Annotated in this window: 16 protein-coding genes; 6 read left to right on the top strand and 10 right to left on the bottom strand. The window is 74.9% G+C overall.

The features are described from left to right. Nucleotides 1-94: 94 nt before the first annotated feature. Nucleotides 95-2353, bottom strand: coding sequence for an extracellular catalytic domain type 1 short-chain-length polyhydroxyalkanoate depolymerase (locus tag EKG83_RS18655; RefSeq protein WP_228122680.1), 2259 nt, complete (start codon nucleotides 2351-2353; stop codon nucleotides 95-97). Between the two features lie 385 nt (nucleotides 2354-2738). Between EKG83_RS18655 and EKG83_RS18650 the strand changes: the two genes are divergently transcribed. Further along, on the top strand, nucleotides 2739-3668 hold the full coding sequence (locus tag EKG83_RS18650) for a quinone oxidoreductase family protein (RefSeq protein ID WP_211269220.1): 930 nt from the start codon (nucleotides 2739-2741) through the stop codon (nucleotides 3666-3668). 425 nt (nucleotides 3669-4093) lie between these two features. Then, nucleotides 4094-6127 carry a cellulose binding domain-containing protein gene (locus EKG83_RS18645; protein ID WP_033434174.1) on the top strand — a complete coding sequence of 678 codons (2034 nt, stop codon included), beginning with the start codon at nucleotides 4094-4096 and terminating at the stop codon, nucleotides 6125-6127. 266 nt (nucleotides 6128-6393) lie between these two features. On the opposite strand, the gene EKG83_RS18640 is transcribed toward EKG83_RS18645, so the two are convergent. Continuing rightward, on the bottom strand, nucleotides 6394-6789 hold the full coding sequence (locus EKG83_RS18640) for an STAS domain-containing protein (protein WP_051766662.1): 396 nt from the start codon (nucleotides 6787-6789) through the stop codon (nucleotides 6394-6396). Nucleotides 6790-6876: 87 nt separating this feature from the next. After that, nucleotides 6877-8541 (bottom strand): dihydroxy-acid dehydratase, encoded by a 1665-nt coding sequence (ilvD, locus tag EKG83_RS18635; RefSeq protein WP_033434173.1) that lies wholly within the window; start codon nucleotides 8539-8541, stop codon nucleotides 6877-6879. A gap of 206 nt (nucleotides 8542-8747) precedes the next feature. Here ilvD and EKG83_RS18630 point away from each other — a divergent pair, with 206 nt between their 5' ends. Further along, complete coding sequence (locus EKG83_RS18630) at nucleotides 8748-9104, top strand: histone-like nucleoid-structuring protein Lsr2 (protein WP_033434172.1); 357 nt, start codon at nucleotides 8748-8750, stop codon at nucleotides 9102-9104. 94 nt (nucleotides 9105-9198) lie between these two features. On the opposite strand, the gene EKG83_RS18625 is transcribed toward EKG83_RS18630, so the two are convergent. Further along, complete coding sequence (locus EKG83_RS18625) at nucleotides 9199-9357, bottom strand: hypothetical protein (protein ID WP_153278208.1); 159 nt, start codon at nucleotides 9355-9357, stop codon at nucleotides 9199-9201. Between the two features lie 385 nt (nucleotides 9358-9742). After that, on the bottom strand, nucleotides 9743-10486 hold the full coding sequence (locus EKG83_RS18620) for an MBL fold metallo-hydrolase (RefSeq protein ID WP_153278207.1): 744 nt from the start codon (nucleotides 10484-10486) through the stop codon (nucleotides 9743-9745). A 198-nt stretch (nucleotides 10487-10684) separates the two neighbouring features. On the opposite strand from EKG83_RS18620, the gene EKG83_RS18615 reads away from it, so the two are divergent. Continuing rightward, the gene (locus EKG83_RS18615) at nucleotides 10685-11164 is read left to right on the top strand and encodes a hypothetical protein (RefSeq protein ID WP_153278206.1); all 480 of its coding nucleotides are present in this window, start codon (nucleotides 10685-10687) and stop codon (nucleotides 11162-11164) included. Nucleotides 11165-11270: 106 nt separating this feature from the next. Here EKG83_RS18615 and EKG83_RS18610 read toward each other — a convergent pair whose 3' ends face one another. Together EKG83_RS18610 and EKG83_RS18605 are read right to left on the bottom strand one after the other, a co-directional pair. Next, on the bottom strand, nucleotides 11271-12569 hold the full coding sequence (locus EKG83_RS18610) for an MFS transporter (RefSeq protein WP_033434169.1): 1299 nt from the start codon (nucleotides 12567-12569) through the stop codon (nucleotides 11271-11273). A 6-nt stretch (nucleotides 12570-12575) separates the two neighbouring features. Further along, complete coding sequence (locus EKG83_RS18605) at nucleotides 12576-13790, bottom strand: GGDEF domain-containing protein (protein WP_228122674.1); 1215 nt, start codon at nucleotides 13788-13790, stop codon at nucleotides 12576-12578. A gap of 548 nt (nucleotides 13791-14338) precedes the next feature. Between EKG83_RS18605 and EKG83_RS18600 the strand changes: the two genes are divergently transcribed. Beyond that, nucleotides 14339-17125, top strand: a complete 2787-nt coding sequence (locus tag EKG83_RS18600; protein ID WP_033434167.1) for an AfsR/SARP family transcriptional regulator — start codon at nucleotides 14339-14341, stop codon at nucleotides 17123-17125. On the opposite strand, the gene EKG83_RS18595 is transcribed toward EKG83_RS18600, so the two are convergent. Beyond that, nucleotides 17107-18279 carry an MFS transporter gene (locus EKG83_RS18595; protein ID WP_033434166.1) on the bottom strand — a complete coding sequence of 391 codons (1173 nt, stop codon included), beginning with the start codon at nucleotides 18277-18279 and terminating at the stop codon, nucleotides 17107-17109. The two genes, EKG83_RS18600 and EKG83_RS18595, sit on opposite strands and share 19 nt — an antisense overlap. A 77-nt stretch (nucleotides 18280-18356) precedes the next feature. Between EKG83_RS18595 and EKG83_RS18590 the strand changes: the two genes are divergently transcribed. Continuing rightward, entirely contained in the window at nucleotides 18357-19085 is a 729-nt protein-coding gene (locus EKG83_RS18590; RefSeq protein WP_228122672.1) for an ArsR/SmtB family transcription factor, read from the top strand. Between the two features lie 191 nt (nucleotides 19086-19276). Here the strand turns inward: EKG83_RS18590 and EKG83_RS18585 are convergent, their stop codons facing one another. Together EKG83_RS18585 and EKG83_RS18580 are read right to left on the bottom strand one after the other, a co-directional pair. After that, nucleotides 19277-19468, bottom strand: coding sequence for a hypothetical protein (locus EKG83_RS18585; RefSeq protein ID WP_033434165.1), 192 nt, complete (start codon nucleotides 19466-19468; stop codon nucleotides 19277-19279). Between the two features lie 10 nt (nucleotides 19469-19478). Further along, nucleotides 19479-20582 (bottom strand): inorganic phosphate transporter, encoded by a 1104-nt coding sequence (locus EKG83_RS18580; protein WP_033434164.1) that lies wholly within the window; start codon nucleotides 20580-20582, stop codon nucleotides 19479-19481. Between the last annotated feature and the right edge of the window lie 155 nt (nucleotides 20583-20737).

The following is a 20737-nucleotide window of genomic DNA, read 5'->3' as shown; positions in this document are numbered from 1 at the left end:
CGCGCGGCGAGCGCGTGCCGTCACCCCATCGAGCGAAAGAACGGCCCGTGGTGCGGCGGGTGCCGCACCACGGGCCGCGTGGTGGCGGGGTGGGTTATCGGGCGGAGCAGGTCGGGGAGAGGCCGGTGCCGACGCCGGTGCCCTGGAAGCCGAACTCGGTGGACTGGCCGGCTGCGACGTTGCCGTTGTAGCTGACGTTGGTCCACTGGATGGTGCCGGTGTTGCCGCTGCGGTTGGCGTTCCAGGAGCCGGTGACGGTGGAGCCGGAGGGCAGGGTGAGGGTGACGGTCCAGCCGTTGAGGGGGGTGGAGCCGGCGGTGACCCGGATGGTGGCGACGAAGCCTTCGGCCCAGGAGTTCACCGAGGCCGACGCGGTGCAGCCGGCCGGACCCGTCGTCGGGGTCGTGGGCGTGGTCGGGGTGGTGGTCTGCGAGTCACCGTTGAGGGCGTTGAGGACCGCGGTGTAGGCGGCCTTCTTGTTGCCCGAGCCGTCGAACAGCAGCGGGGTGCCCGAGGAGCGCCACGAGTCGCTGTCGCGGATGCCCCACACGGTGATGCCGGTGCAGCGGGCCACCGCCAGGCACGCCTTGACCACGCGCTCGTAGTTCTGCGCCTGCGCGGTGCCGGAGCCCTCGATGTCCAGCTCGGTGATCTGCACGTCCACGCCGAGGTCGGCGAAGTTCTGCAGGGTCGTCTGGTAGTTCGACGGCACCGGGGACTGCGGGTTGAAGTGGGACTGGAAGCCGACGCAGTCGATGGGCACGCCGCGCTGCTTGAAGTCCTGGACCATCCGGTAGACGCCCTGGGTCTTGGCTTGCGACCAGTCGTCGGTGTTGTAGTCGTTGTAGCAGAGCTTGGCGTTCGGGTCGGCCGCCCGCGCCGCCCGGAAGGCGACCTCGATCCAGTCGTCACCGGTGCGCTGGAGGTTCGAGTCACGCCGGCCACCGCCGCTGCCGTCGGCGAACGCCTCGTTGACCACGTCCCAGGCGTAGACCTTGCCCCGGTAGTACGTGGCGACCTGGGTGACGTGGTTGACCATCGCCTGGCGCAGCGCCGTGCCGCTCATGTTCTGCATCCACGGCGGCTGCTGCGAGTGCCACGCCAGCGTGTGCCCGCGCACCCGCTTGCCCTGGCTGGTGGCCAGGTTGACGATCCGGTCCGCGTTGGCGTAGCTGAACTGGTTCTGGTTCGGCTCGGTCGCGTCGATCTTCATCTCGTTCTCGGCCGTGACCATGTCGAACTCGCGGTTCAGGATGCCCGCGTAGGTCGAGTCGCCCAGCCTGCTCGCCGCGACCGCCGTGCCGAAGTACCTACCGGTCCGGTTCGCCGCGGTGGCCAGGGTGGTGCCGGGGCCCGGCGGCTGCGTGGTGGTCGTCGTGGTGGTGGTGCTGGTCGGCGTCGTGTCCGTTGTGGTCGTGGTGGTGGTGGTCGTCGTGGTCGTAGTTGTGGTCGTCGTGGTGGTGCTGGTGTTGAGGCCGAGGAACGAGATGGCGTACGACACCATGCCGTTCTGCGGGAGGGAGTGGCCGGCGCCCTGGACGCTGATCCCCTCGACCGGCGGCTGCGCGCCGCTGCTGCCGTAGCGGGTGCGGGTCCAGCCGCTCTGCGGCTGGTCGGTCGACACCGGGGTCTGGCTGACGCCGTGGACGTTGGTCCACTGCTTGATCGCCTCGCCGAAGTTCGGGTAGCGCAGCGTGTCGTCGGCGGTGCCGTGCCACAGCTGGACCCGCGGGAACCGGCCGGTGTAGCCGCCGCTCATCTGCCGCGCCTGGTCGCCCCACTGCTGGGCGGTCTTGATCAGCTGGCCGTTGGCGCACTGGCTGTTCCAGCTCGACCCGTCGGTGGTGGCGAAGCAGCCCGCGGGCACGCCCATGAACGACGACGCGCCGGCGAACACGTCCGGGTACTCCGCGGCGAGCACGTTGGTCATCATGGCGCCGGAGGAGAACCCGGTGAGGAAGACGCGGGCCGGGTCGACGTTGTAGCGCTGCTTGGCCCAGTTGACCATCGAGAGGATGCCCACCGGGTCGCTGCCGCCGCCCCGGGTCAGCGCCTGCTGCGACGACACGTCGAAGCACTGGCCGCTGCGGGTGGCCTCCGGGAACACGATGACGTAGCCGTACTGGTCGGCGGCGGTGACGTAGTCGCGGGCGTACCCGTTGAAGATCGCCGACGCCGTGCCCGTGCAGTAGTGCATGGCCACCAGCAGCGCCGGGCGGGACGCGACCCGGTCCGGCACGTAGGTGTACATCCGGAGGTTGCTGGGGTTGGTGCCGAAGTTGGTGACCTGGGTGAGCGTGGCCGCGGAGGCCGGCCGGGCGGCGAGCAGCACGCTCGCGACGACCAGCGGCACGACGGCCGCGGCCAGGAGAGCCGGTAGTAGTCTTCGCACGCGACTGGTCCTTTCCGGGATGCGGGAAATGTGCACGCCGCACCGACGGGTGACCGGAGCCTGGCGTCGGTGCGGGCTCACGCGTTGCCACCGATGTTCATTCACGAACATTACCGGGGTCAATTTTTACGAAATGTTTCGCAATTTTCTGACCATTCGGTCGGCCACCTCGGAGCCAATCGGGCGCATTCATCTCGATTGGCCGTCCCGGTGCGCCCCGAAAAATCTTTTCGACGACCGGCGACAGTCCGCGACTTCTCACACGTTCGTGCGACGAATCGGTCACCTCGCGGTTGACCGGCCCGCGGCGGGCGATCCCCCTGCCGGGAACGCGAGAGGAGCCACCATGGTGCGGGCAGTGGGCATCACCGAGCGGGGCGGCCCGGAGGTCCTGGCCGTCGTCGACCGCGACGTGCGCGAGCCGGGCGAGGGCGAGGTGCGCATCGCGGTGCGGGCCGCGGCGGTCAACCCGACCGACATCGGGCTGCGGGAGGTGGGCGCCGACCTGCCGCCGCCGTGGGTGCCCGGCATGGACGCGGCGGGGGTGGTGGAGGCCGTCGGCCCGGGCGCCCGGCGGCTGCGGGTCGGCGACGAGGTCATGGCCGCGGTCTCGCCCCGGCGGCCGGAGGGCGGTGCGCAGGCGGAGCTGCTGGTCGTGCCGGAGTCCTCGGCCGTGCCGATCCCGGTGGGCGCGTCGTTGGCGGAGGCCGCGACGCTGCCGATGAACGGGCTGACGGCCAAGTTGGGCCTGTCGCTGCTCGGGCTGCGCCCGGGCGAGGTGCTGGCGGTGACCGGCGGCGCGGGCCTGCTCGCGTCCTACGTGATCCCGCTGGCCAAGGAGGCGGACCTGGTGGTCGTGGCCGACGCCAAGGCCGAGGACGCCGAGCTGGTCCGCGGTTTCGGCGCCGACCACGTGGTCCCGCGCGGTGACGGGTTCGTCGGCGCGGTGCGCGAGCACGCACCCGACGGCGTCGCCGGGCTCTACGACACCGCGCTGCTGCACGAGCGCGTGTTCGGCGCGATCCGGGACGGCGGCGACATGGTGGTGGTCCGCGGTTGGCGGCCGGAGCAGACCGAGCGCGGGATCACCGTGCACCAGGTGATGGTCGGTGAGGCCCTGACCCGCACGGACTGGTTGGAGGAGCTGCGGGACCTGGCCGCGGACGGTCGGCTGCGGTTGCGGGTGGCCGGCGAGTACCCGCCGGAGGAGGCGGCCGAGGCGCATCGCAGGATGGACGCGGGCGGGCTGCGCGGGCGGGTGGTGATCCGGTTCTAGGGGGTGCGCCGGGACGGCCGTGCCTGCGGCGCTCAAGCCCTCAGAGCCGCCACCCCGGGGGCGACGGTTCCGCGGCGGCGCTCAAGCCCCCACAGCCGCCGCCCCCCGGGACGGCCGTGCCGGCGGCGGCGCTCGAACCCCCAGAAGCCGCCGCCCCCAGAACGGCGGTTCCGCTGCGGCGCTCAAGCCCCCACAGCCGCCACCCCAGGACGGCGGTTCCACGGCGGCGCCCCGGGGGTTCCGGGAACCGCGCCCGGGAACCGCCGCCCACCCCTCCGAATACTCCAAAAAGTCCACCGCGCCAGTCGAACGCGTCGAATTCTTTCGATCGCGCCGCGGTAATCCACACCAATGATTGACAACGGTGCCCGCCAACCCCAACCTGGGAGCGCTCCCAGACACCGTCGTCGAAGTGGACACCGCCGATGAGACCCCGCTTGGCCGCCCTGCTGACCCTCGCCCTGGCCGCCTCCCCGCTGATCGCCTCCCCGCTCACCGCCCCCGCCGTGCGCGCGCAGGACGACCCCGGGACCCTCGTCATCGTCAACACCCGCGCCGCCCTGGAGACCGTCGGCGACGCGGCGCTCGGCGTGAACCACGCCATCTGGGACGCCCAGCTGGGCACCACCCAGGTTTCGGACCTGCTCAAGGACGCGGGCGTGCGCGCCATGCGCTACCCCGGCGGCTCCTACTCCGACATCTACCACTGGCGCGACCACACCGCGCCCGGCGGTTACGTCGCGCCCAACACCGACTTCGACACCTTCATGGCCGGCGTCCGGCGCGCCGGCGGCCAGGCGATCGTGGCCGCCAACTACGGCACCGGCACACCGCAGGAAGCCGCCGAGTGGGTGCGCTACGCCAACGTCGAAAAGGGCTACGGCGTCAAGTACTGGGAAATCGGCAACGAGTTGTACGGCAACGGCCACTACGGGGCGAACTGGGAGGCCGACGACCACCCCGACAAGAGCCCCGCCCAATACGCGAGCCTGGTCGTGGAATTCGCGCGGGCCATGAAGGCCGTCGACCCGACGATCCACGTCGGCGCGGTGCTCACCACGCCGGGCGAGTGGCCGGACGGCATCACCGCCGCCGGTGACGCGGGCACCTGGAACCAGGTCGTGCTCTCCACCGCCGGGCCGGAGGTCGACTTCGGCATCGTGCACTGGTACCCCGGCGGCGACACGGCGGCCGACGCCATGGCGCGGACCGACCGCATCACCGACGCGATCCGGCTGGTGCGCGAGCAGTCCCGCCGGTACGCCGGCAAGGAGCTCGGCATCGCCATGACCGAGCTGAACACCTCCTACGGCCGCAACACCCAGCCCGGCGCGCTGTTCGCCGCGGACGCCTACGCCACCCTGATGGCCAACGGCGTGTTCACCATCGACTGGTGGAACGTCCACAACGGAATCGACCGCGTCTCCACCATCGCCGGGCACACCGACTTCCACGACTTCGGCCTGCTCTCCAGCGCCAACTGCACCGCCGACGGCACGGTCTGCCAGCCGCCGCTGAACACGCCGTTCGCGCCGTACCACGCGTTGGCGATGACCTCCCGCTTCGCCGGGCCCGGCGACCAGCTCCTGGCCACCGCCTCGACCGACCCGCTGGTCAAGGTCCACGCGGCCCGCCGCACCGACGGCGGCCTGTCCGTCATGCTGATCAACCAGGACCCCGACGCCGCCAAGCCGGTCAGCCTCCGCTACGCCGGCTACTCCCCCGCCGGCGAGGCGAAGGTCCTCACCCACGGCAACGGCGACGCGGCCATCACCACCGGCACCGGCAGCGCCACGTCGGCCACGCTCCCACCGTACTCGATCACCACGCTGGTGCTGCGGCCCTCGGCGCCGGTCACCGGCCCCGCCGCACCCGGCCGCCCCGCCGCGAGCGCGGTCACCGACCGCACGGCCACCATCAGCTGGCCGGCCGGCGCACCGGGCGTGAAGTACGAGGTCCACCGCCGCGTCGGCGCGAACACCGAGCAGTGGGGCGAGACCACCGGCACCTCGTTCACCGCCCACAACCTGGTCCCGAGCACCCGCTACCAGGTCAACGTCATCGCCCGCGACGGCGCCGGCCGCGTCTCCTGGTCCTCGCCGCCGCTGACCTTCACCACCGCCACCCCGGCGACGTCGACGTGCGCGGTCACCTTCACCGACGTCAGCGACTGGGGCAACGGCTACGTGGGCAACGTCGAGGTCGTCAACACCGGCACCCGCCCGGTCGACGGCTGGACCCTCACCTTCGACTGGCCCACCACCTGGCAGCGGGTCGACAGCGGCTGGAACGGGACGTGGGCGCAGACCGGCACCACCGTCCAGGTCGTCGGCGGCGACTCGAACCGGGTGATCGCGCCCGGCGCGGCGGTGGCCACCGGTTTCGTCGCCTCCTACCAGGGCCCGAACGTGCCGCCGTCGGTGTTCCGGCTCAACGGCACCCACTGCACCACCCGCTGACCCCGGCCGCCGGCACCGATCGCCGGCACCGACCAGCCCCGACTGGGCCCCGCGCACCAGCCGGGCTCCCGGACCGGCCCCGGTCGGGTTCCTCACGGCGGGAGGAACCCGACCGGGGCCACCGACGTCCCACCGGCGGTGTCGCGCCACGTGATGCCCGCCGGTGCCGGCGGTACGCACGCCCCGGCGCCCGGCTCAGGGCCGGCCCGGCCCTGAACCGGAACACCGGTCCCGTGAAGCCCGAGGCCACCGCTCCCGAGCCGGGACTACCGCTCCGGCGTCCCGGGGTCGACCTCGGCGAGCGCGTCGTCAGCGGAGTGGACCACGCGGATCACCGTGTCCAGGCCCGTCATCGCCAGCAGGGTGGTGACCAGGTGCCTGGCGGGGGCGACCACCACCAGCTCGACCCCGCACCGGTCGGCCCGCTCCTGGGCGTGCAGCAGCGCCGTCATGCCCACCGAGGCGAAGTACTCCACCTCACCCAGCTCGACGAGGAGCAGCCGGGCACCGACCCGCGTCGCCGTGCCGACCGCCTCGGTGAACGCCCAGTCCAGGCGCTCGACAGCACCCTGGTCGACCTCGCCGCGGACGTGCAGCAGGACCGCGCGCCCCCCGTCGGCCACGTCGACCCGCGTCCTCAGGTCGGGCTCCAACGCCGTCATCCCACCTCACGCCCTCCCTGCTGAAGACGCCACACCAGCGCGGAAACTACCCAATCGGCGGGCAGTTCATGCCGGCGGTGCCGGCGCTCAGCCCGTGACGGCACCCAGGGCGGCCGAAGAGACCAGCTTGCGGTACTTCGCCATCACCCCGCCGGGGTAGCGCGGTTCGGGCGGCACCCAGTCGGCCAGGCGCCGCCCCAGCTCCTCGTCGGTGAGGTCGACCCGCAGCAGCCGCCGCCCGACGTCGACGGTGACCACGTCCCCGTCCCGCAGGGCGGCGATCGGCCCGGCCTCGGCCGCCTCGGGCGCGACGTGGCCGATCATCAGGCCCCTGGTCGCCCCGGAGAACCGGCCGTCGGTCAGCAGCGCGACCCGCTCGCCCAGCCCCTGGCCCACCAGGGCGGCGGTGACGCCGAGCATCTCGCGCATCCCGGGACCGCCCTTGGGCCCCTCGTACCGGATCACCACCACGTCCCCGGCGACCACCTGCCGCGCCTGCACGGCGGCCATCGCGGCCTCCTCGGAGTCGAACACGCGGGCCGGGCCGACGTGGGTGGTCCGGGTGTGCCCGGCGACCTTGAGCACGCCGCCGTCCGGGGCGAGGTTGCCGGTGAGCACGACCAGGCCGCCGGTGGGCGAGAGCGGTCGGCCGGCGTCGGCGACGACGTCCTGGCCCGGTGCGGCCGGGGCGTCGCGCACCTCCTCGGCGATGGTGCGCCCGGTGACGGTCAACGCCTCGCCGCGCAGGGCGCCCGCCTCCAGCATGCGCCTGCCGACCAGCCGGGTGCCGCCGGCGCGGTCCAGGTCCACCGCGGTGTACCGGCCGCCGGGCTTGAGGTCGGCCAGCAGCGGCGTGCGGCGGCTGATCCCGTCGATGGCCGCCAGGTCCAGCGGCACGCCCGCCTCGCGGGCGATCGCCAGCAGGTGCAGCACCAGGTTCGTGGAGCCGCCGGTGGCCGCACCGGCCGCGACGGCGTTCTCGAACGACGCCGGGCCCAGCAGCCTGCCGGGCGTGAGGTCCTGGTCGAGCAGCCGCAGCACCAGCCGCCCGGCCTCGCGCGCCACCTCGTCCTTGCGGGCGTCCGCGGCCGGCGGACTGGCCGAGCCCATCGGCGACAGGCCCAGGAACTCCAGCGCGGTGGCCATGGTGTTGGCCGTGTACTGGCCGCCGCACGCGCCGGGCGCGGGGCACGCGTTCTCCTCCAGCTCGCGCAGGCCGGCGTCGTCGAGCTCGCCCGCCGCGTTGGCGCCGACGGCCTCGAAGACGTCCATGACGGTGACGTCCCGGCCGCGGAACCGGCCCGGCCGGATCGACCCGGAGTAGAGGACCACGCCGGGCAGGTCGAGCCGGACGTGCGCCATCGCGGCCGCCGGGACCGTCTTGTCGCAGCCCACGATGGTCACCAGGGCGTCGAACATGTGGGCGCGGCCGACCAGCTCGATGGAGTCGGCGATGACCTCGCGGCTCACCAGCGACATGCGCATGCCCTCGGTGCCCATGGTGATGCCGTCGGACACCGCGATCGTGTTGACCTCGACCGGGTTGCCGCCCGCCGCGCGCACGCCCTCGGCGACCCGCCCGGCCAGCACCCGGTGGTTGAGGTTGCACGGCATGGTGCCCACCCAGCAGTGCACCACCCCGACCTGGGGCTTGGCGATGTCCTCGTCGGTCAGGCCCATGCCGCGGACGAACGACCGCGCCGGGGCCCGGTCGCGGCCCTCGAACAACACGCGGCTGCGGTGGTTGCGCATGCCGTACCTCCCCGGTCCGCGGGCGCCCGACGTTACCGCAGGCGCGGCGGCCGTCGCCGGTGAACAACGTGAATTTGCGTCGTGAACTTCTTGGCCGGCGGGATGCATTCGGTCAAGATGAACTGCATTCGTCTTCGACGGTGCCGATTTGGTCGATCTCGAAGGGGTTATCCTGGTCCGGGGAGGAATGGCGCGGGAGGTTCGGAATGGCACGGCAAGTGCTGGTGCGGTTGGTCGACGACCTCGACGGGAGCTCGTCGGAGGACGTCGCGACGGTCTCGTTCGGCCTGGACGGCGTGTCGTACGAGATAGATCTCTCCGCCGGCAACGCGCGTCGGCTCCACGACGCGTTGGCCCAGTTCATCGCCCACGCGGACAAGGTGGGCAAGCGGTCGCGACGCGGCGCCGCGACCACCCGGAGGGGTCCGAGGAGGTCGAGCGAGACCTCCAAGGCCATCCGCGAGTGGGCCCGGCGCAACGGCCACGACCTGGCCGATCGCGGCCGGCTGCCCGCGCACGTCGTGGAGGAGTTCCGCGAGGCGCACGAAAGCCGGGAGGGGTGAGGCGCGGCACCCCGGTTTCACCGCTTTCCCCCGACCCCTGGAATTCCACGTGGCCCGGATTCCCCGGGGTTGTGGTGAATCGTTCGACCACCGGTCAGCCTGCGGTTCGCTCGCAGTGCGACCACCACTGGGCCAGCACACCCGTCGCGGTCCCGGTGCCCTCGGTGGTGCACGGCGGGCGCGGCGGCTCCGGCGGGAGGTCGTCCGACAGGTAGAACGCGACGAGTTCGTCGAAGATCGGCGTAGAGGTCACGCGGCAGATGGTCGGGCAGCGGAGGGCGGGACCACCGGCCTTCGGTTCGCGCGTCAGGGTGACGCGGCCCCGCAACCACCCGGAGGGGTGAACCTCGGCGGTTCAGCGCCCGGTCGGCTCAGCTGTTCAGCGCCCGGTCGGCTCAGCTGTTCAGCGCCCAGCCGGCTGGTGTGACGGGCCGGCGTGGCGGTCCGGCGTGGCGGTCCGGCGTGGCGGTCCGGCGTGGCGGTCCGGCGTGGCGGTCCGGCGTGGCGGTCCGGCGTGGCGGTCCGGCGTGGCGGTCCGGCGTGGCGGTCCGGCGTGGCGGTCCGGCGTGGCGACGAGGCACCCCGGCGGGGTGAACGGCGGCGCGGCAGGCTCGGCAGCGCCCGGCCGGTTCAGCGGTTCAGCGGTTCAGCGCCCGGTCGACCAGCGTGGCGACGGGCGCGCGCACCGGCTCGCCGTGGCCGGGCACCAGCACGTCCGCGGGCAGCCCCCGCAGGCTCTCGATGGCCTCGGTGACCCCGTCCTCGGACTCGTTGAACACCTCCGGCAGCCGCTGCGCGCCGGTGCCCAGCCGGGACAGCGGGTGACCGGTGACCAGGGTGTCGCCGCTGAACAGCACCCCGGTCGACGGCATCAGGTAGGCGGTGTGGCCCCTGGTGTGCCCCGGCGTGGGCACGGCCACCAGGCCGCCCGGCACGTCCAGCGGCGTGTTCGGCTCGACCGCGACGACCTCGTCCAACGCCATCTTGACGTTGGCCGGCCCGACCGCGCGCACGGTCGCGGCGACCCACCGCAGCCCGGCCGGCCGCGTGCACTGGCGCAGCATCTGGGCGGGCGTGATCTGCTCCAGGTACTCGCGGCGGGCGTGCCGGGCCTCCTCGGCGCCGGTCATCACCGGCGTGCCGTACCGCCCGGTCATGGCGGGGACGCCGCCCATGTGGTCGAGGTGGGCGTGGGTGAGCAGGATCGCGGTGACGTCCTCGGGGCGGTGGCCGATCGCGGTGATGGACTCCAGCAGGGCCCCGCTGTCGTTCGGGTAGCCGGCGTCGACCAGGGTCAGCGCGGAGCCGTCGCTCACCAGGGCCCAGTTCACGTTGGTTCCGGTGACCACGTGCACCTGGTCGTTGACCCGGGTCAGCTTCACGACGTCGCTCCTCAGGGCGGGCTTCCGGTGCGGTCACGGCGGCGGTGCCAGCCTATTGGGTGCCCGTCGGCGCCCGGCGCGGTCCACCCGATCACCGGATCGGGGGCGGCCCGTCCCGGCGACCGCCGATTCCACGCGACCTAGGATTCGCGAGCACCGCTCACCCGAGCGTTGCTCACCTATGCGCGGGAGGTCGTCGTGGCGAGCAGGACGGACGTGGAGGCCGGGGCGCGGGAGTGGTTCGTCCGGCCGGCACCCGCCCCGGTCGCGATCCGCGACGAGAAGGGCCGGTCCCGCGAGCTGCCGCCGAGCGACCGGCTGCGCGAGATCGAGCGGCGGGCGCGGCTGATCGCGGCCAGCGACGGCCTGGCCCAGGCGGTGGCGGGGCTGTTGGCGGACCGGGCGGTGCGGGTGCACCAGGTGCGGGTCGACCCGCGCGCCGACGGGGACGAGCAGGTCATGGCCCTGCGGGTCACCCTCGTTGACGGTGCCGAGGCGGACGTGCCGGTGTGGCCGGGCGTCCCGCGGCTGCACGCCTACCCGGCCGGGGAGCGCGTCGAGGTCACCGGTGAGCCGCTGCTGGCGGTGGAGGTGCCCGCCGCGGCGCGAGAGGCCGACGGCTGGGTGCCCGCCGCCGCGTTCGCGGACGCGCTGCGCGAGCACGTGGCGGCGGGCTGAGAGCCGGGCTCCCGGCGGGTCACGACGCGGCGGCCTCCTGGGCTTGCGGTGGCCTTCCCGGGCTTGCAGTGGCCTCCCTGGGCTTGCGGCGGCCCCTCCAGGGCTCTCAGGAACCCGCCGCCCCCGAACCAGCCGCCCCCGAATCCGCAGCCCCCGAATCCGCGGCCCCCGCCGCCCCCGAAGCCGGCGCGACAGCGCCGCTGTGCCGCCACAACGCGGTAACCCCCGCGGCGGCCAGCAACCCCAGCACCCCCGCCACCGCCACGACCTGGTGCGCGGCGAGGCGTTCGGCGGCCAGCCCCGCCGCCGCCACGCCCAACCCCTGCGCCAGCTTCAACGTGGTGATGGCCAGCCCGTAGACCTGCCCCCGGCACGCGTCGGGCGTCCACAGCGCGAACGTCGGCGAGGCGATGGCGTGATAGGCACTGGCGGCACCGGCCAGGGCGAACAGCACCACCAGGGCGGCCAGGCCGGGTCTCGGCGCGCAGGCGATCAGCGGCAGGCTGGTGACCGCGGCCAGCACGGGCAGGGCGCGCAGCTGGGTGCGCTCGGGCCGGGTCGCCACCACCAGCGAGGCCAGGGCGCAGCCCGCCGGGTAGGCGGCGAACAGCAACCCGGCCGCGACCGGACCGCCGCCCTGCTGGTCGGCCAGCGGCACGGCCAGCGCCTCGCCGGAGATGTGGAACGCCGACAGCGCGGCGAAGCCGAGCAGGGCCAGCAGCCGCCGGTCGCGGCGGACCAGGCCGGCGCCGGCGACCAGCGAGGTCCACCAGCCCGGCCGCGCCGTCGCGCCGCCGGTCGCGGCCGGTACCGGGCGGTCGCGCACCCAGCGGGCCACCAGCGCGGCCGAGACGGCGAACGACGCGGCGTCGAGCAGCAGGACCCCGCTGGTGCCCACCAGCACGACCAGGAGGCCGCCCGCGGCGAAGCCGGCGACCTGGGCGGCCTGGCTGACCGTCGACAGGGCGGCGGCGCCCGCGCGGAAGGCGGGTCCGGGCAGGATGTGCGGCAGCAGCGCGGTGCGGGCCGGTACGGCCGGGGCGCCCGCCAGTTGCAGCAGCACCACCAGGGCGCACACCGCCGGCCACGGCAGGCCGGGCACGGCCATGGCCGCGACCAGCAGGGCGCGGGCCAGGTCCGAGCAGATCATGACCGCGCGGCGCGGGTAGCGGTCCGCCAGGCCCGCCAGCAGCGGCCCGCCGACCAGGTCGGGCAGGAACGTCAGCGCGTAGGCCACCGCCGCCCACGCCGGGGAGCCGGTGTCCCGGTAGACCAGCACGGTGAGCGCGACCCGGGCGAACTGGTCGCCCGCGGTGGACACGGTGTGCGCGGCGAACAGGGCCCGGAACTCGACGTGGGCGAACACCGCCCGGTACAGCGTGGGTTCGCGGGTCGGCTCACCCATGGACGGTCAGAGCACCGGTCCGGCCGCACCGGCCGCGGCGACCTCCACCCGGTCCCGGCCGTGGTGCTTGGCCTGGTACAGGGCGGTGTCGGCGGCCAGCAGCAGGCCGTCGACGGTGTCGCCGTGCCACGGGTGGGCGGCCACGCCCAGCGAGGCGGTGAACCGCAGCGTGCGCTCCGGCCCGGTGGTGGGCACCTCGGTCAGCGGCACCCGCACGGCCTGCCGGACGCGCTCGGCGACCTGCCGGGCGGCGGCCAGGCCCGCGCCGGGCAGCAGCACCACGAACTCCTCCCCGCCCAGCCGGCCCACCAGGTCGCCGTCGCGGACCTGGCGGCGCAGCTCGGCGGCCACCGCGCACAGCGCGTGGTCACCGGCCAGGTGGCCGTGCGTGTCGTTGATGTCCTTGAAGTGGTCCAGGTCCACGATGATCACCGCGATCGGCGAGCCGGTGGCCTGGGCTCGGTTCAGCTCGGCCGCGGCGTGCTCCTGCCACGCGGTGGCGGTGAGCGCGCCGGTCTTGCCGTCGACGCGGGCCGCGGTGCGGTAGACCGGCAGCAGCAGCCCCAGGTGCATGCCGAGCATGGTCACCACCAGCACCGGCACCACCCACGGCGCCGTCACCAGCACCACGGCCAGGCCCGTGCCCAGGCCGATGGACGCGGCGATCACCAGCTGCTGGCTCAGCGGCCCCAGCACCTCGCGGCCCGGCCGGGTCGGCGAGGTGAGCAGGATCGCGCCCACCACCAGGGCCAGGTTGACCAGCCAGTACGCGATGCCGGCGGCGACCAGGGCGCCGAGGTCCACCGGGCCGTCGAGCTGCGCGGCGTGCGGCAGGCTCTGGTCGGGGTGCGCGGCGTACAGGATCGCGCCGGCGGCCCAGCAGCCCAGCAGCACCGTCGAGGCGGAGAAGGTCTTGCGGTGCAGCGGGCTGCGCCGGTAGATCCGCAGCCACCCGTAGCCGTAGCTGATCGCCACCAGCGCCGCCACCAGCGGCGGTGGCAGCACCAGCACCCCGGCGAAGAGCCAGATCGACTGCGGGTGCGCGTAGGGGCTGCCCTCGGCGGCGACCTCGCGCACCCGCTCCAGGCCGCGCGCCGCCTCGAAGTGCACCACCGCGGCACCGGCCAGCACCGCGAACCACACCAGGTGGCGCCCGGTCACCGGGAGCACGGCCGCGCTCGTCAGGACCGCGCAGAGCGCCACGGCCTCGACACCGAGCACGTAACCCAGTGCCGCGCGCGGCAACCGCCACAACGACCAGTGCCGCCACCACCACGATGACGCGCGTCGTTCACTACCCCCGGCGACCATTGTGTCACCACCCCACGACTGATGATGACACGGTAACCGGCCGATCACGCACAGTCGAGCACCCCAAGGAGACCGGTATGCGGAACACCATCACCACCAGCGCGAACACCTCCCGTCCGAACGACTGGCGCATCGGCCGTCCGAACGACTGGCGGCTCGGCCGCCCGAACGACTGGCGCCGCTGCTGAACGCCGGTCGGGCCCGGCCTCCCACCCCGCGGCGAGGCCGGGCCGACAGCCGCGATCGGCGAGCCGGACCGGACGCGCCCGAACGGGCAGACCGGACGGACGCACGCTAGCAGGCCGGGCGCGTCGGGCGGGGTCGGCGGGCCGGTCCGCGGCACCCGGTCCGGACCGCGACTTCTGTGAACAACACGTCCGGCGCCCCGGCCGGTTGGGTCAAGGGTTGACGCCCCGGAGTGCGTTGAAGCCGGGCACCCCACCCGGTATCCATGGCACATGGGGGCACTCCTGTCCGTGCTGGGCGACGTGGAGGTCCGGTGCGGTGCGCACCGGGTGCCGGTCGGCCACGCCCGGCAGCGGTCGGTGCTGGGCGCCCTCGCGGTCGACGCGGACCGGGTGGTGCCGGTGGACGCCCTGCTCGACCGGGTGTGGGGAGGCCGGGACCCGCACCGGGCGCGGTCGGCGCTGCGGACCTACCTGTCCCGCCTGCGGCAGGCGCTCGCGTCGACCGGTCTCACCATCACCCGGCAGGGCAGCGGCTACCTGCTCGCCACCGGCACCGGCGAGGTGGACCTGCGCCGGTTCGAGCGCCTGGTGGGCGCCGCGCGGGCCGAGGCCGACCCCCGCAGCGCCCTGGCGCTGGCGGACGAGGCGCTGGCGCTGTGGCGCGGCGAGCCGCTGGCGGGCCTGGACACGCCGTGGGCCGGGGCCGTGCGGGAGCGGCTGCGCCTGGAGCACGCCGCCGCGCTGGCCGACCGGACCGACTGGGCGCTGGCCTGCGGCCGGCACCACGCGCTGCTGCCCGAGCTGATCGCCCGCACCGCCGCCGACCCGCTCGACGAGCGCGCCGCCGGGCAGCTCATGCTCGCGCTGCACCGGGGCGACCGCCAGGCCGAGGCGCTGACCCACTACGAGCGGCTGCGCCGGCGCCTGGCCGAGGACCTGGGCACCGACCCCTCCCCCGCGCTGCGCGAGCTGCACCGGCGCATCCTGACCGCCGACACCGCCGACACCGCCGACACCGACCGCGCCGATCACGCCGACGCGTTCCCCGTGCCGCGGCAACTGCCCCCGGCACCCGCGCACTTCACCGGCCGCGCGGACGAGCTGGCCGCGCTCACCGCCGCGGTCGACGTCCCGCGCCACCAGGCGGCGGTGACGGTGATCGCGGGCGCGGGCGGCATGGGCAAGACCTCGCTGGCGCTGCACTGGGCCCACCGCAACGCCGACCGCTTCCCGGGCGGCCAGCTGTTCGTCGACCTCCAGGGCTTCAGCCCCACCGCGGCACCGGTCGACCCCGCCGCCGCGGTGCGCGGCTTCCTGGACGCCCTGGGCGTCGACCAGCGCTCGGTCCCGGCCGACCCGGACGCCCGCACCGCGCTGTTCCGCAGCCTCGTGGCGGACCGCCGGGTGCTCGTCGTGCTGGACAACGCGCGCGACTCCGCCCAGGTGGCGCCGCTGCTGCCCGGCACCGGGTCGTGCGCGGTGCTCGTGACCAGCCGCAACCGGCTGCCCGGCCTGGTCGCCACCACCGGCGCGGACTACCTGGCCCTGGACGTGCTCACCACCCCCGAGGCCCTCCGGGCGCTGCGCGACCGGCTGGGCGCGCGGCGGATCGCCGCCGAACCGTGCGCCGTGGCCGAGCTGGCGGCCCTGTGCGCGGGGCACCCGCTGGCGCTGGGCATCGCGGCCGGTCGTGCCGCCACCCAGCCGCGCCTGCCCCTGTCCGCCCTGGTCGCCGAGCTGCGCGAGACCCGGCTGGACGTGCTGGAGGGCGACGAGCTGGGCGCGGGCCTGCGCACGGTGTTCGCCACCTCGCTGCGCGCCCTGGCACCGGGCGACGTGGCGTTGTTCGGCCTGCTCGCCCTGGCACCGGGTCCGGACATCGGCCTGGCCGCCGCGGCGGCCCTGCACGGGAATCCGGGCGTCCGCACCGCCCTGCGCCGGCTGGAGGGCGCCCACCTGGTCACCCAGCACGTGCCGGGGCGCTACCGCCTGCACGACCTGGCCCGGCTGGTGGGCGCCGAGCACGCGACCGCGCACCTGCCCGGGGACGAGCGCCGGGCGGCGTTGCGGCGCCTGGACGACCACTACCTGCACAGCGCCTTCCGCGCGGACCGGCTGCTCAACCCCTACCGGCCGTCGACCGCGCTCGACCCGCCCGCACCCGGCGGCGAGCCGGTCGAGCCGGCGGACCACGCCGCCGCGATGCGCTGGTTCCACGCCGAGCACGCCTGCCTGCTGGCCGCCTGCGCCCGCGCCGAGGCCGAGGGCGGGCACGCCACCACGTGGCGGTACGCGTGGACCACCACCACGTTCCACCACCGCAGTGGCAGGGTGCACGACCTGCACAGCACCTGGTCCAAGGCGCTCGCCGCCGCCCGGCAGTGGGGCTCGGCGGACGCGGTGCGCGTGGCGCACCGCTTGTTCGGCAGCGCCTGCACGTTCATCGGGCTGCACTCCGAGGCGGTCGAGCACATCGCCCGCTCGCTGGCCCTGGCCGAGGGGGTGGGCGACCGGCCGGACCTGGCCAACGGCCACTACGCCCTGGCCAACGCGCGGCTGCGGACGGCCGATCCCCGGGAAGTGGCACCGGCCCTCGACTCCGCGACCCGGGCCGCGGAGCTGTGCCGGGACCTGGGCGAGGACCTGTGGGCCGCCAACTCGGAGCTGCTGGTCGCGCAGTGCCTGGCGCTGCTCGGCGACCACGACCGCGCCAGGGCCCGCGGTGAAGCCGTGCTCGCGACCCACGAGGCCGGGGCCCGCTCCCACGACATCGCCTGCGCGCACGACACCCTCGGCCACGTCGCCCAGCTCGCCGGCGACCACGAGAGGGCCGTGGCGCACTACGAGCGGGCCGTCGCGGGCTACGGTTCCGTCGACTCCAGGCTCGACCGGGCCGACGCGCTGGAGCGCCTGGGGGCGGTCTACCGCGCGCTCGGGCGGTCGGACCAGGCGGTCCGCACCTGGCGCGCGGCGCTGGGGGTGTACCGGGCGCAGCACCTCGTGGCGGACGCCCGGCGGGTCCGGACCCTCCTGGGCGATCAGCTCGTGAGCACCTGACGGTCGGCCCTCCGGACCAGGCCCGGCACCGCCGCACCCGCCGCCAGGAACACGCCGGCGGCCAGCAACCAGCCACCGGCGCCGAGCGCGGTCAGGCCGACCGTGAAGAACGCCGGGCCGACCATCTGCACGGTCGCCGTGGCGGCCTCGGCAACCCCCTGGTACGCGCCGCGCGCCTCCTCCCGCATCAGCGACAGCGACAGCTGCCAGCTCGCCGCCACGTACCCCAGCTCCCCGGCCAGGTGCAGCAGCCCCGCGACCACCACGACGGCCACGCCGACGTGCCGCCCGAGGGACCCGGACAGCGCCAGCAGCAGGCACGCCGCCGCCAGCACCGCGCCGGACACCGCGGCGGTGCGCGCCGCACCCGGTGTCGTGCCGGCCAGGCGCGTGGCGGGCACCTGGAGCAGGGCGATGCCGACCGAGCTGACCACCACCAGCACCCCGCTCAGCGACAGCGGCAGCGTGCGCGAGGTCCACAGCGGGACACCGGTGGACAGCATCGCCCAGCACAGCGACAGCACGGCGGTCGTGCCCACCACGGCCAGGTAGGGGCGGTCGCGCAGCGGCGAGGCCGACGGCCGGGGCAGCCGCCGGGGTCGCGGCGCGAGCAGCAGGACGACGACCAGCACGGCGAAACCGGCGGCGTTCACAGCGATGGCGGCGTGGTAGGCGGCGGGGTCGTCCAGGCCCAGGACGAGCGCGCCGCCGCCCGCGCCCGCGGCGTACCCGACGTGCTGGGCGACGCGCTGGCGGGCCAGGGCGTCGACGCGGGCGGCGTCGTCGACGACCAGCCCGGCCAGCAACGCCGTCCGGGCCGCGTTGCCGCCGTTGGCCGGTGCCACGAACACCACGGTGACCAGCACGAACGCCCAGGTGGCGTCGACGAACGGGTAGCAGGCCACGGCCAGGCCGCGCACGCCCGTGGTGGCGGCGGCGACGTGGCGGGCGTCGAACCGGTCCGCGAGCGCGCCCAGCGGCACGGCCGCGGCCAGCCCGGCCCCGCCCGCCACGGCCATCGCCACACCGACCACCACCGGGGGCAGGCCCACCACCCGGGTGAAGTACAGCGCCCAGGTGGTGAACCACAGGCCGTCGCCGGCGGCCGACACGCCACGCCCCCACATCAACCGGCGCAACCAGGTCTCCACCATGACGCACACCTTTCAAGTAGTCCTGAAGGGTGACTGTAGGTGCAACCACGATTCACGTCCACCTGAAGGGTGGTAGCGTGAGCGGTGTGTCGAGCTGGGTCGATCCGGAGAACCGGGTGGTCGCCGCGGTCACCGCGCTGGCCGCCGAACTGGCCGACCCGCTGCGCCTGACCGCGCTGCAACTGCTGGCCGCCGAAGGGCCGCACACCTCCAGCCAGCTGGCCGACGCCATCGGCGTCACCGCGTCCCGGCTGGGCAACCACCTGGCCCGGCTGCGGGAGAAGAACCTGGTCACCGTCGAGCGGACCGGGCGGCACTCGGTGTACCGGGCCGCACCGGGCCTGGGCGGGGTGCTGGCCGCCCTGGCGGACTACGCGCGGGGCGCCGACGCGGTCGGCCCGCCGCACCGCGCCCCGTCACCGGCCGACGTCGCGCACACCTGCTACGACCACGCGGCGGGCCGGCTCGGCGTCAGCGCCTTCGCGACCCTGGTCGAGCGCGGCGCGCTGCGCCCACCCGACGGCCTGGGCGACGAGCTGGCGCTCGGCCCGGACCCGGGCGCGTTCACCGAGCTGGGCGTGGACCCGGCCGCACTCGTCCCCGGCCGCCGCAAGCTCGCCACCGCCTGCCTGGACCGCACGCACCGCCTGCCGCACCTGGGCGGCGTGCTGGGCAAGGCGGTGCTGGACGCGCTCCTGGACCGCGGCCTGGTGCGGCGGGTCGAGGGCAGCCGCGTGCTCACCGTCGCGGCACCCGACGAGCTGGTCCGGCTGCTGCCCGCGTTCGACCCCGCCGACCGCGGGTGAACACCGGCCGAACGCGGGCCGACCGGTTGCCCGATCGGCAACGCAGCGGGTACGAGCTGGTGCGGCTGCTCGGCCGGGGCGGGACGCGAGGTGCACGTCGCCCGGACACCCGGCCTGCTGCCGCAACGGCCCCGACGTGCACGTCACCGCGGGCGCGGGCTCCCGTGGCGGTCCCCATCGGCGCGGGCGGTTCAGCCGACGGCCACCAGGTAGATGCCGCAGCCGACCAGCACCGCGCACCCGGCGAAGCACAGCGCCGACCCCGCCCCGGCCACCGCACCACCGCGGTCGGCGGCGGCGATGCCCAGCGAGAACAGGCCGACCGTGCCGACCACCACGGCCAGCGAGACCAGCAGGACCCCTCCGAGCGCACCCCAGTTCACGACAGGCTCCTCACGCCGGCACCTCGTTGACGTTGTGGGCGCCCACCGGCGCCCGTCGCGACGCGGCGTAGCAGCCCGCGCCGACCCCGGCGGCCACCAGCGCCACCGCGACCGCCCCCGCGGTGCCCTGCCGCGCCACCTCGCCCGCGAGCGCGCCGACGACCGCCGCGGCGGGCAGGGTGAGCAACCAGGCGAGCGCCATCCGGCCCGCCACGCCCCACCGCACCTCGCCGGCCCGCCTGCCCACGCCCGCCCCGATCACGCCACCCGCGCACACGTGCGTGGTGGACAGGGCGAAGCCGAGCTGCGAGGAGGTGAGGATCACCGCCGCGGCACCGGTCTCGGCGGCGAAGCCCTGCGGGCTGCGGATGTCGGTGATGCCCCGGCCCATGGTCCGGATGATGCGCCAGCCGCCCAGGTAGGTGCCGAGCGCGATGGCGAGGCCCGCGGCGATGACCACCCACACCGGCGGACGCGCGCCGGCGGGCAGCGCGCCCGCGGTGATGAGCGTCAGCGTGATCACGCCCATGGTCTTCTGCGCGTCGTTGGTGCCGTGCGCCAGCGACACCAGCGAGGCCGAGGCGATCTGCCCGAACCGGAACCCGCGCGTGCGCACCGACTCCGACGTGCGGCGCGTGATGGCGTACGCGAGGTAGGTGGCGACCGCCGCCACCGCTCCGGCGATCAGCGGCGAGGCGACCGCGGGCACCAGCACCTTCTCCACCACCGTGCCGAACCGCACCGCGTCCGCGCCCGCGGCGACCCACGTCGAGCCGACCAGCCCGCCGAACAACGCGTGCGAGGAGCTGGAGGGCAGGCCGAGCAGCCACGTGACGAGGTTCCACACCACGGCGCCGACCAGGCCGCCGAAGACCACCTCCGGCCCGATCCCGGCCTCGTCGACGATGCCGCTGGAGATGGTGCGGGCGACCTCGACCGACAGGAACGCGCCCACCAGGTTCAGCACGGCCGACACGCCCACCGCGACCTTCGGCGGCAGCGCACCGGTGGCGATGGACGTGGCCATCGCGTTGGCCGTGTCGTGGAACCCGTTGGTGAAGTCGAACACCAGCGCGGTCGCCACGACCACGAGGACGATCGTCGAAAGGTCCACCGCTCCCCCCGTCCTTGCCCGCTGCTCACCCGATCCGGTTAACCACGCGAGGTGACGGCGAGGTGAACGGAGGACGAATGTCGCGAAGCGGATCGTCTCGCGTGGCCGAATCCGGGACGCACCCCGCGTCCGCCCCGACAACCCCTGATCCGCGG

This window comes from Saccharothrix syringae (genome assembly GCF_009498035.1).
Classification (GTDB): domain Bacteria; phylum Actinomycetota; class Actinomycetes; order Mycobacteriales; family Pseudonocardiaceae; genus Actinosynnema; species Actinosynnema syringae.
Note: the sequence above shows the minus strand (reverse complement) of the source record. Positions and strands in the feature narration are given on the sequence as shown.

Coding starts and splice junctions, on each gene's coding strand:
- EKG83_RS18650 (WP_211269220.1), top strand. CDS start 2,739: ATGGTGCGGGCAGTGGGCATCACCGAGCGGGGCGGCCCGGAGGTCCTG.
- EKG83_RS18645 (WP_033434174.1), top strand. CDS start 4,094: ATGAGACCCCGCTTGGCCGCCCTGCTGACCCTCGCCCTGGCCGCCTCC.
- EKG83_RS18640 (WP_051766662.1), bottom strand. CDS start 6,789: ATGACGGCGTTGGAGCCCGACCTGAGGACGCGGGTCGACGTGGCCGAC.
- ilvD (WP_033434173.1), bottom strand. CDS start 8,541: ATGCGCAACCACCGCAGCCGCGTGTTGTTCGAGGGCCGCGACCGGGCC.
- EKG83_RS18630 (WP_033434172.1), top strand. CDS start 8,748: ATGGCACGGCAAGTGCTGGTGCGGTTGGTCGACGACCTCGACGGGAGC.
- EKG83_RS18610 (WP_033434169.1), bottom strand. CDS start 12,569: ATGGGTGAGCCGACCCGCGAACCCACGCTGTACCGGGCGGTGTTCGCC.
- EKG83_RS18600 (WP_033434167.1), top strand. CDS start 14,339: ATGGGGGCACTCCTGTCCGTGCTGGGCGACGTGGAGGTCCGGTGCGGT.
- EKG83_RS18595 (WP_033434166.1), bottom strand. CDS start 18,279: ATGGTGGAGACCTGGTTGCGCCGGTTGATGTGGGGGCGTGGCGTGTCG.